General features: G+C 59.5%; 9 protein-coding genes. 3 read left to right on the forward strand and 6 right to left on the reverse strand.

Annotated features, from left to right (window positions below):
* From tnpC to ACFQ24_RS05235, 5 genes are all read right to left on the reverse strand, one after another.
* Positions 1-1675, reverse strand: a 1675-nt coding sequence (tnpC, locus tag ACFQ24_RS05215; RefSeq protein WP_380909510.1) for an IS66 family transposase, incomplete at its 3' end; no start/stop codon positions are given.
* A 129-nt stretch (positions 1676-1804) separates the two neighbouring features.
* The gene (tnpB, locus tag ACFQ24_RS05220; protein ID WP_380909505.1) at positions 1805-2158 is read right to left on the reverse strand and encodes an IS66 family insertion sequence element accessory protein TnpB; all 354 of its coding nucleotides are present in this window, start codon (positions 2156-2158) and stop codon (positions 1805-1807) included.
* On the reverse strand, positions 2155-2610 hold the full coding sequence (tnpA, locus tag ACFQ24_RS05225; RefSeq protein ID WP_380909507.1) for an IS66-like element accessory protein TnpA: 456 nt from the start codon (positions 2608-2610) through the stop codon (positions 2155-2157). The genes tnpB and tnpA overlap by 4 nt, the downstream gene beginning before the upstream one ends.
* Before the next feature lie 822 nt (positions 2611-3432).
* A complete protein-coding gene (locus ACFQ24_RS05230; protein WP_331711422.1) occupies positions 3433-4269 on the reverse strand; it encodes a DeoR/GlpR family DNA-binding transcription regulator in 837 nt (278 codons plus the stop codon).
* Positions 4269-5798 carry a glycerol-3-phosphate dehydrogenase gene (locus ACFQ24_RS05235; protein WP_066764257.1) on the reverse strand — a complete coding sequence of 510 codons (1530 nt, stop codon included), beginning with the start codon at positions 5796-5798 and terminating at the stop codon, positions 4269-4271. The genes ACFQ24_RS05230 and ACFQ24_RS05235 overlap by 1 nt, the downstream gene beginning before the upstream one ends.
* Before the next feature lie 181 nt (positions 5799-5979).
* Here ACFQ24_RS05235 and ACFQ24_RS05240 point away from each other — a divergent pair, with 181 nt between their 5' ends.
* The 3 genes from ACFQ24_RS05240 (at position 5980) to ACFQ24_RS05250 (ending at position 9612) form a co-directional block, all read left to right on the forward strand.
* The gene (locus ACFQ24_RS05240; RefSeq protein WP_231736492.1) at positions 5980-6855 is read left to right on the forward strand and encodes an MIP/aquaporin family protein; all 876 of its coding nucleotides are present in this window, start codon (positions 5980-5982) and stop codon (positions 6853-6855) included.
* A gap of 30 nt (positions 6856-6885) precedes the next feature.
* Positions 6886-8376, forward strand: coding sequence for a glycerol kinase GlpK (glpK, locus tag ACFQ24_RS05245; RefSeq protein WP_004207049.1), 1491 nt, complete (start codon positions 6886-6888; stop codon positions 8374-8376).
* Between the two features lie 561 nt (positions 8377-8937).
* Complete coding sequence (locus ACFQ24_RS05250; protein ID WP_230188914.1) at positions 8938-9612, forward strand: TonB family protein; 675 nt, start codon at positions 8938-8940, stop codon at positions 9610-9612.
* Positions 9613-9669: 57 nt separating this feature from the next.
* Here ACFQ24_RS05250 and ACFQ24_RS05255 read toward each other — a convergent pair whose 3' ends face one another.
* The gene (locus ACFQ24_RS05255; RefSeq protein ID WP_380909512.1) at positions 9670-10758 is read right to left on the reverse strand and encodes a PAS domain-containing protein; all 1089 of its coding nucleotides are present in this window, start codon (positions 10756-10758) and stop codon (positions 9670-9672) included.
* Between the last annotated feature and the right edge of the window lie 104 nt (positions 10759-10862).

Below are 10862 nucleotides of genomic sequence, written 5' to 3' on the forward strand. Positions count from 1 at the left end.
AAAAACGTTCTTTGACGTATCCATGCCTATGCGGGTAATTTGCTCCACGGGCGGCTCCCTTGATTGAGTCTTGCAACGCACTCACTCTGGCACATTGCGATGCCGTTGGGAGCCGTCCACCCCAACAAGGCAGCAACTCGTCGATCCGATTGATCGGATGCCCCTTTCCGATACGGTCGAGGACGTCAGCCAGCCAGTCCTGTGGATTGATGCCGTTAAGCTTAGCCGTTTCGAGAAGTGTATACATCGCGGCAGCTCGCTCACCGCCGCAATCGGCACCGGCGAAAAGCCAGTTCTTCCTGCCGAGGCAGATACTCCGCAGGGCATTCTCTGCCGGATTGTTGTCGATCTCGAGCCTGCCGTCGTCGGTGTAGGCGAGCAGTTGCGGCTTCAGCTTCACCGCGTAGCGCAGCGCCTCGGCCAGCGGCGATCGGGCCGATGCCCTGGACAGCACCTCGTCGGCCCAGGCGAAGAAATCCAGCGCCTTGAGCTTTGAGAGCTTACGAGCCTTGCGACGGAAATCGGCAGGCTCACGCACGATCTGCCTCTCGACGTCGTACAACTCGCCGATCAGTTGCAGCCCTTCGAGTGCAGCCGAGTTCGGGTCTGCCTTGTAGACATCGTTCAGCTTGCGTCGGGCATGGGCCCAGCAGGCAACCGGCATTATCGGCACAGGCTGGCGGTCACTTGCATAGAGGCGCTCGAAACCGGCATAGGCATCGGCTTGCAGGAAGCCCGCGAAGGTCTTGAGATGCTCTCGAGGTCGCTCACCCTTGCGATCGGGGCTGTAGCGGAACAGAGCTGCCGGCTTGTCCAGGTGGCTCCATCGTCGGTTATCGCGAAGGTAGACCCATAATCGCCCGGTTGCCGTCTTCCCGGTCCCCGGCGCCAGCACGGGAACGGGTGTATCGTCGGCGTGGAGCTTCACGCTGGCCATGACGTGATCGGCGATCCGATCGACCAGCGGTTGCAGCAGCCAGCTTGCCTGGCCCAGCCAGTCCGCCATTGTCGAGCGGCTGATCTCCACGCCCTCGCGGGCATAGATCTGCGACTGGCGATACAGAGGCAGGTGATCGGCGAACTTGGACACGATGACGTGGGCAAGCAAGCCGGGACCAGCACGGCCGCGCGGCACGGGCAGCGCCGGGGCCGGTGCCTGGCTGATCGTATCGCAGCGGTTGCAGGAAAGCTTGGGTCGGACATGACGGACGACGCGGAAGCGGCCGGGGACATATTCCAGCACTTCGGTTACGTCCTCGCCGAGCTTGCCCATCGTGCCCCCACAGGCGGAACAGCCGTTGGCATCCGGCGCTGCGTGTATAACCTCGTCGCGAGGCAGATGGTCGGGCAGCGGAGCGCGGCGAGGCTTGCGAGGAGTAACCTTGGCCGGGGCATCATCGGGTACATGGCCTTCGATCACACACTCGGCATGGGCATGCTCGGCCTCGAGATCCTCCAGCGTCAGCTCGAGCTGATCGGCCTGAAGAGCAAGGCGCTCCGACGACTGACCGAACTTCATGCGCCGGAGGCGGGCCAGTTGGACCTTAAACTTCTCGATCTGCAGTGCCGTCAGCTTGATCGAGTTCTGCGCGGTCTCAAGCTTCTCGCGGGTCTCGTCATGGGCCGCCCGTTCGGCTTCCAGCGCCTGTTCCGAGGCCGCCAGACGTGCGCGCATCGCCTCGGCAAAAGCGCGCAGTTCTGCGGGATCAGTAGGGAGTTCGAGATCGCCGGGAGACACGCTTCCCGATAGCAGAATCCGGCCTTCCGCCCAAGCAGAAAGCCCGGAAATACGGCGATTATCGTGTCAAATCTGCACCGGCAGGCGGGGCGGATCGGGGGGCACTGTGCGCCGCCAATCCATCGCTTCGATCAACAGCGCAAACTGCGCCGGGGTCAGCACGACACCGCCTTCGATGAGCGGCGGCCAGACGAAACGGCTGCGTTCCAAACGCTTGGCGAGCAGGCAAAGCCCGGTCCCATCCCAATGCAGCGCCTTTAGGTAGTTGCCGCTCTTGCTGCGGAACAGGAAGACATGCCCGCCGTAGGGTTCGACCGCGAACAGCGGGCGGACCAGCGCCGCCAGCCCATCGAAACCGAGCCGCATGCTGACCGGCTTGCTTGCCAGATAGACCTTCGTTCCGGGGGCCAGCGAAATCACGACACGTCCCGGAATGCCCGTAGCACGCGCGCCAATGCCTTCTCGTTGACGTAGCTGTCCACCGACAGACGAACGCCGCTGGGCAGGTCGATGTCTATCGCGCCGGGGCGGGCACCGGGATGCGGGCGGATCAGCTCTTCCGATGACGGGATCGGCGACGAAACAGGTCGCGGCGCCTTCTGGGGCTCGGGCATCGCCGGCGTGGCCGCAGGCTCCGCCGTTATGATTGCCCCGTAAGGAATGAACTCCAGCGCTTCACTAGCGATGGCCGCTGCCTGGCGACGGGCCGACCGCCAGTTATAGATCAGACTCTCGGCAATCTGGTGGCGCTCTGCAACCTGGCGGACCGACACGCCCTCTTCATCAGCCTCGGCGAGGATCGCCGCCTTCTCAATGTCCGAAAACTTCCTGCGCCGTTCAGGGCGCGCGATGATCTCCACCCGATCCTTCACTTGGCCTCCTTCTGGAGTCCAGAAAGAGACTCCTTAGCGGAGGTCCATCAGCGCCGAGCCGAAATGCCGCAACACGCGGCAAGCCGTACGCTTACTGACGTCATAAAGATCAGCGATTTCACACCGTTTCCCCTCAGCTTTGGATCAGGAAGGGGAGGGGAAATCGCTGGTCGACTGCGTATCCGACGCAAACAAGGTCGAGCAGTGTCAAGGCTGCGCCATGCGAATTGTCCTGCCCCGATCGGGAGCAACGAGGCCTCCGCGCTCCATGAAGGTTGCAAAGCGCCCCGTGTCGCGCTCGCTCGTCGGCTCGCGGTCATCATGCATGCCATGCTGCGCGATGGCACTTTGTTCCAGGCGTGAGGTAGGATAGAACCAGTTTGCCAGCGGTGCAGCGTCAAAGCTGATCCGAGGGCGGTGTCCGCAGAGGGAACGCAGGGACGAACGATCTGCGAAGGCAGTCAGTTGTTTCAAAGCCCGCACCGAGTCAATGCAACGTTCGCCTCTGTGAGACCCGATACAGCACGACCAAGCTCCAGTTCGGCCAGATCCATGAGAACCTTAAACGATCGGCACCGCCTAGCAACTGCAATTACAGATCCTGACCCTGAAGCGCGGGGGCGTCGCGGCGCTCGATTGCATGCATGCCACGAAAGACTATGGGCAGGGCATTGGTCATCGGCTAGATCGGGGCTGATCCGTTGCTCCTGAAAGATAGCGCAGTCCCTCTGAAGGTCATCACCAAAGCAGCCCCAGGAGGCTGTTCGCCCACTTGACGTATTGCCATGCAACCAAGTGTACCCGCGCTATCGCTTGGGAAGGTCAGCAAGTAATGCTGGTCTCGATCAGACTGACGCCATGACGTTCGCATGTGGAACGGAGATTCGGATCGTCGATCCGATCAGTGACGAAGAAATCGATCACATCCATTCCACACACGCGCACTGGAGCCGAGCGCCCCACCTTGCTGGAATCAGCTACAAGGATCACCTTGCGCGCGTTACGGATGATCGTCTGCGAGACTTCCACTTCATCGATCGCGAAATCGAGCAGACTTCCGTCAATATCGATCGCCGAGATGCCGATGAGCGCATAGTCGACGCGAAAATTTTCGATGAAGCGCATTGCGAGCGCTCCCACCACGGCACGATCGCCGGTGCGCACCTTGCCGCCTACGCAGACAAGTTCCATCGCCTGATGATCTGAAAGGGTGTCAACGACGTTGAGATTGTTCGAGACCACCATGAGGTTGCGATGATGCACAAAATTTGCAGCCACAGCCTCGGTTGTGGTGCCGATATTCACGAACAGGGAAGCGCCATTGGGGATCAGCGCGGCAGCTGCTGCCCCAATACGAGCCTTCGCATTCGATGCGACAGTCCGACGTGCGTCATAGGCCAGGTTGTCAACGCCGGAGGTCACCAGCGCTCCGCCATGAATGCGGGAAAGCAGCGACTGTCCGGCTAGCACGTTCAGGTCCTTGCGGATCGTTTGCGGTGTTACGCCAAGCCGCTCGGCTAGATCTTCAACGGCAACGCTGCCAGCGCTGCGGGCTATCTCCAGGATATGCTCTCGACGTGCTACGACGACATCGCCTTCAGCCGCGGTTCCTCGCTCCATTGCTCCTGCTTCCTGTTTCCTTGTGATCTTGCTGATCACTAAAGCGAAGCGACGCACCGGGAAAGTGTGCTGAGATAGGCATCGATTTCAGTCTCGGTCCCAGGCGGCACATGCAAGCCCAGCTTCGAGCGTCGGTAAAGAATATCCTCTGCTGTACGCGCCCATTCGGCCGCGAACAGATATTCTATCTCGGCGGCGTGGAGCCCGGCCCCGAAGTCCTCGCCCAGGTCAGCCGGAACGCTTGCGGCGCCAAGAATCTGGATCGCTTCTGTGCCATATGCCCGAGCGAGGCGGCGAAGCAACTTTGAGGGCATGGCTGGCCACCGCGATGACAGGTCAGCCACAAACCGATCAAAGTCCTGCCCCGGCAGATTTCCACCGGGCAGCGGTTCACCTGCTGTCCAGGCCTTCCCGGCAGTTGGGAACACTTCAGCTATATGCTCCATCGCATGCTCAGCCAATTTGCGATAAGTGGTGATCTTTCCGCCGAAGATACTGAGTAGTGGCGCCCGTGTTTTCTCGGGTTTCTCGAAATCGAGCACATAGTCACGCGTTACCGCAGAGGCGTTGGCAGCATGATCGTCATAAAGCGGGCGGATGCCGGCATAGCTCCACACGATATCGGACGGTGTAATCTCCTTTTCGAAATAGCGATTCACCGTCGCGCACAGATAGTCGACTTCGCCCTGGCTGATTTCAGCCTTGCCGGGTTCGTCCGTCCAGGGCTCATCGGTGGTGCCAATCAGTGTGAATTCGCCTTCATAAGGAATCGCGAAGACGATGCGACGGTCCGGATTCTGCAGCATGAACGCATGGTCGCCATCGTAGAGGCGCGGCAATATCATATGACTGCCCTTGACGAGCCGCACGCCGCGATTGTTGTTGCTGCGCCCGATACGGCCAAGAACCTTATCGACCCATGGACCGGCGGCATTGACCAGCATCCTTGCGCGCACCTGACGGACTGTACCGGCTTTCGTTTCGAGCGTTGCAATCCACTCGCCATTTTCGTTTTGTGCTTGCGTTAGCTGTGTGCGTGTTTCGATCCGGGCGCCGCGGGCAGCCGCATCCATTGCGTTAAGTACGACGAGCCGGCTGTCTTCCACCCACCCGTCTGAATAGACGAAAGCCTTGCCCCGTTTCTTGCCCTTCTGGGGCTTGAGCCCGATCCCGCCCGGGCTCCGGTCGAGGTTTATCGTTTCGGTTCCGGGCAAGTTCTTCCGGCCACCCAGATTATCGTAAAGGAACAGGCCAAGTCGGACCATCCAGGCGGGGCGGGGGGAAAGTGATTGCGGGAGGACGAACCGCAGCGGCCACATGATGTGCGGCGCCATAGCCAGTAACCGCTCGCGTTCGATCAAAGCCTCTCGGACTAGGCGGAATTCGTAATATTCCAGATAACGCAGCCCGCCGTGGATTAGTTTTGTCGATGATGAGGAGGTATAACTGGCCAGATCGTCCTGCTCTACCAGCAGGACCGAAAGTCCGCGGCCGGCGGCGTCGCGTGCTATCCCGGCGCCATTCACGCCTCCCCCCACGATCAACAAATCATAGGTTTCGACGTGCATACCGGTAGCAGGAGAGGGGGGCGGGCATGCGGTCATTCGATCTTCTCTCGATAGGAAGGCGGCGGAAGTGTCCTGGTTCGATCCGAAGGGCATCATTCCCAGGTTTCTTTCGATAGAAAATAATATGCCGAAACCGAAAATGCAAACGAAAGAGTTGACGTTAATATGAAAGCGTGTGCAGATGGGGCAGTTTCAGATGAAAATTGTTCCAACGTGGGGAGACTTGAAGGTGGAATATCGCCGCGCCCTGATCGGCGAACTCATCTCCGAGGCCTTGGCGGTCGCGCTCATAATCCTGATCGGTGATGGTGCGGCAGCCATGATCACCCTTTATGACCCGAGTCCCTACGCTCAGGCCTATTGGGGCGTTTGCATCGCCTGGGGGCTGGGCGTGACAATCGCGATCTATGTCACGGGTGCCGTTTCCGGAACACACGCCAATCCAGCGGTCACGCTGGCGCTCGCTTTTTTCCGTGGTTTCCCCAAACGCAAGATTTTGCCTTATTGGATAGCGCAGGTGATAGGTGGGTTCATCGGTGCCAGCCTGGTGCTGCAACTCTATCATCCGGTGATTGACGCTTATAATGCAGCCCATGGCTTGACGCGTGCGACAGGTGGCGCCGCTGGGGTATTCTTCACTCATCCCGGCGAACATATCACCCCGATCCACGCATTCTGGGATGAAGTGATCCTGACCGGCCTCCTGTTGCTGGGAATCTTCGCCATCACGGACGAGTTCAACGATGTTGCGCCACGGGCGAATTCGAGCGCTCTCATGATCGGTCTGCTGGTCGCGACCATTGGCGCGTCCGCAGGATATCTGGAAGCCTGGGCACTCAATCCCGCTCGCGATTTTGGGCCACGGCTTCTGGCTTGGCTCGCCGGATACGATCAGGCCGCTTTTCCAAGTCCCGAGAATTACTGGTGGGTCCCGATTGCCGCGCCGTTACTTGGTGGAACGCTCGGCGCTGGTCTCTATCAAATTGCCGTCAAGCCATATTTACCTTCGCGAAGCAAGTCAGGTGCGCCGGGCGATACGGACATGCCTGTCAAGTAAACCTTTGAAGAAAGCCCGGAGAGCCGCCTAATGCCTCAGCCTGTGCACATTCTGGCCATCGATCAAGGCACGACATCGACGCGCGCCATCGTGTTCGACAGGCACGCGCGTCCCGTTGCAAGCGCGCAATGTGAGTTCGAACAACATTATCCCGACCTGGGGTGGGTGGAGCATGACCCGGAGGACATTTGGCGCGACACCCTCCGTCTTGCCAAAGAAGCTATCGAGAAGAGCGGGGTGGGTACCGGCGGCATTGCCGGCATCGGCATCACCAACCAGCGCGAGACAGTGGTCGTTTGGGAGCGCGGTACTGGGAAGGTGATCCATCGCGCCATCGTGTGGCAGGATCGCCGTACCGCCAGACTATGCGCCGAACTCAAGGGAGAGGAAGGATTTGAGGCGGAAGTGCGCTCGCGTACCGGCCTTCTCGTCGATCCCTATTTTTCGGGCACCAAGCTCGCCTGGATTCTTGATAATGTCGGCGGCGCCAGAGAGCGCGCTGAAAGGGGTGAGCTTGCGTTTGGCACCATCGATAGTTTCCTGATCTGGCGCCTGACGGGTGGGAAGGTTCATGCCACGGACGTGACCAATGCTGGTCGGACGATGCTCTACAACATCCGCGAGCAACGTTGGGATGAGGAAATGTGTCGTCTGCTGCGTGTGCCGATGCAGGTGCTTCCCGAGGTGCATGATAATGCGCATCATTTCGGCACGACTGACGCTGCGCTTCTGGGCGCAGCAATCCCCATTGCCGGTGTTGCCGGGGATCAGCAGGCCGCGCTGTTCGGTCAGGCTTGCTTTGGCGTGGGAATGGCGAAGTCGACCTATGGCACCGGTTGCTTCATGCTCCTCAACACGGGTACCGAGGCATTGGAATCAAATAACCGCCTCCTCACGACACCAGCCTATCGCCTGAACGGGCAGATGACCTATGCTCTTGAGGGTTCGATTTTCGTTGCTGGCGCGGCGGTGAAATGGTTGCGGGACGGGATCGGCGTCATCACGCATGCTCGTGAAACGAACGATATGGCTACGCGGGTTCCCTCCAGTCATGGTGTCTATATGGTTCCGGCTTTTGTGGGACTTGGCGCGCCTCACTGGGATCCTGATGCGCGTGGTGCGATTTTTGGCCTGACGCTTGACGCGACCCAGGCCCATCTCGCTCGCGCCGCGCTTGAGGCGGTCGCCTACCAGACTATGGATCTTGCAGAAGCGATGGTCTCAGATGGCGGCGCAGCCCCTGCCAAACTGCGCGTCGATGGCGGTATGGCCGCCAATGACTGGCTTTGCCAATTCCTTGCCGACATGCTCGAGACGAAGGTTGAGCGGCCCGTTCATCTTGAGACGACAGCGCTTGGCGCTGCTTTTCATGCGGGCCTTGCAACAGGGCTCTGGGCGGATCTCAACGCTCTGGCCGAAACCTGGACGCAGGGACAGATTTTTGAACCGAAAATGGCGAATTTTGAACGCAAAACGCTCGTTGCCGGATGGCAAGATGCAGTTCGCCGTACGTTGCGTTAGCAAGACGATCTGAGCCAGAAATGCTATAACGGCGGCATTACTAATCTGATATCGGACGTGTCGTCGTACTTCGTCGCCATGATTGCGCAGCTCAACCGTGAGCGCTTCTTGCGGAAAGTCCGGCAATGATGTGCCAAAGCGAACGGGCAAGAGCACGCTGGCCGGCGGTTCTCCGCACAATCGCGGGAACGCTGGGGGCCTACGGCGTGACATCGCTTGCAACCGTGGCCCTCTCGCTGCTGTTGGTCCGGATCGGAATGGGGCAGGCCGAGGCCCTTATAGTCGCAACTTTGGCGAGCTTCGCAATGTTTGCCTTCATTGCCATGGCGACCGTCCATTTCCGCGGTGTTGCTGGTGTGTGGGGGTGGCTGCGACGCTTTCCGTTGTGGCCGGCATTGTCATCCTGCTGACGGCGCTCGGAACAAAGGTATGACGCTTGTGATACCCCAACCGCAACCCGCGCAATGCGGCGCGGCCCTGTCCGGGACAAGCGCTGCGCCGGCTATGCCGCCCGTATATGCATCAGCGTGGAAGCCTTCGAGCCGGTATGCCGATCAACCCATGAGCCTGGGGACGCGACAGTTCGGCATTGGGGGCGTGTCGGTGATCGGGCTGCTGATCCTGTGTGCGGCGTTGTTTACCTGGCGGACCTATAGCGCACCGCCTGCATCGACTACCCTTAACGTGTTCGACGTCCGGGCTCCCGCATCACCCCCAGAGATTCAGCCGGAAGAGAAGGATGCGCTCAGGCCGGTCGAGAGGACGGAAAAGTCTACGGAGCGGCCCAAGGTGCAACTGGTTGAACGCACGATCGTGCCGATCCCGCCGGTGTCGGTGCCCTTACCGCGAGTGACGCCCACGCCCACTCATCCGGCGCCAACGGAACCGGAGACGGCCGCGCCCGAGACCATGCCCGCGCCATTGGCGCCTCAGGTGGCAAGCCACGGAGCCGATAGCTGGGAAGGCCGCGTCCTTGCGGCGCTCAACAAGCATCGCCAATATCCGCGTGCGGCGATGGCGCGGGGGCAACAGGGAGCGCCCTGGATTCGTTTCGTGATGGACCGCGAAGGCAAGGTCCTATCATCCCGCCTCGAACGGTCTTCGAGCTTTCCTGACCTCGATCGCGAAGCGGTTGCGCTTGCAAAACGGGCATCACCACTTCCCAAGCCGCCCGACGACAAACCCGGCGAAACGCTGGAACTGGTCGTGCCGGTGGAGTTCTCCCTGACCCGGTGAAGGCGAGGTAACGTGATGGGCACCGTGTTACACCAGGCAGACCAAAAGTTTCTTCGATTACGCCCCTTCATCGACGATCAGGGGTGATATCATCCCATTCCATCTGATAACTGCTCCATTCTCATCGAGCTGAGGATGTGCCCGACTTCTCATGAGGAGATAATTTCCTCCCGTTTGCGCCATTCGAAATGTGGTCGAAAACGGTCGCACTGACGGCAACCAGGCAAGCCATTCCGCACGAACCCGTGCGAGATCGTCCGTGTGCATTTTGCTATACCAGCGATCAATTCTCTTTTGCATTGCTTCGCCCTCGATGTCCGTCGCTAATGGGCTGATATAATCTACGGTTCCATCAGGCCTGGCTGCCCAGGCAATCGTCGGACTCACTTCTGCAAGGTGCCGGAAATGCGCATCGCTAAGGTGAAGCTTGCGAATGATGTGCTTCTGTTCTGTGACATCGACTGTCACTAACGAAAGACCGATGACGTCGCCGCCTACATCGACAACCTTTTGTACAAATACTTGATAGTCTCGTTCGGCTATAACGACTTCCTGAGTGGGAGTATGGTCATTTTTCAGCGCTGCGTTCAATATTTCTCGGAGTTGGTCGAGAGTGGGGTCGGATAATACCTCATCAATTGTCTTACCCGTAATTTGAAATGAACTGGCTCCCAGCATCTTGGCGAAGAGATCGTTCACGCGTACGTGGCGCAAGTTCACATCCAGGAAGCATAGCCCCGCGGGGGACTGTTGGTACAGGGATCGGAGCTGATGGAGTTGCTGAAACGGCGAGGCGTCGAGTAAAGGTGGGGTATCGGTGTGAGGTGTTCCCAGTCCATCTACCATCTCGCGAGCCTCGTGGGCCGGCACTCCCGCACCAAAAAGCCAGCCTTGGCCCAGCGGACAACCAAGATCCGATAGAATCGAGGCTTCCTTCTCCGATTCTACGCCTTCTGCGACAACGGTAATTCCAAGGCTTTGTCCGAGACCAATGATGGCAGCTGCAATTCGCCGCCCCCCCGCATCCCGGTCCAGGCCACGTACAAAGCGAGCATCGATCTTGAGCTTTCTGAACGGAAAGGCTTCCAGTCTTGCGAGACTGGAATAGCCGGTCCCGAAATCATCGATTGAGGATCGGCGTGCAATAGGCCCCCCGTTCGGGGGGTGAACGGCGTGTAAAAAGGACCCCTTTCATCCCGGAGTTTTATGAGGCCGCGTGGTTTGACCAAGTGGCGAGAACGGGATGTTGA

The sequence above is a fragment of the Sphingobium olei genome, assembly GCF_042678845.1.
GTDB lineage: Bacteria > Pseudomonadota > Alphaproteobacteria > Sphingomonadales > Sphingomonadaceae > Sphingobium > Sphingobium olei.

What these genes read in the sequence shown, in the direction of transcription:
- ACFQ24_RS05235 (WP_066764257.1), bottom strand. Translation starts at nt 5,798, where the DNA reads ATGCACGTCGAAACCTATGATTTGTTGATCGTGGGGGGAGGCGTGAAT.
- ACFQ24_RS05240 (WP_231736492.1), top strand. Translation starts at nt 5,980, where the DNA reads ATGGGGCAGTTTCAGATGAAAATTGTTCCAACGTGGGGAGACTTGAAG.
- glpK (WP_004207049.1), top strand. Translation starts at nt 6,886, where the DNA reads ATGCCTCAGCCTGTGCACATTCTGGCCATCGATCAAGGCACGACATCG.
- ACFQ24_RS05250 (WP_230188914.1), top strand. Translation starts at nt 8,938, where the DNA reads ATGAGCCTGGGGACGCGACAGTTCGGCATTGGGGGCGTGTCGGTGATC.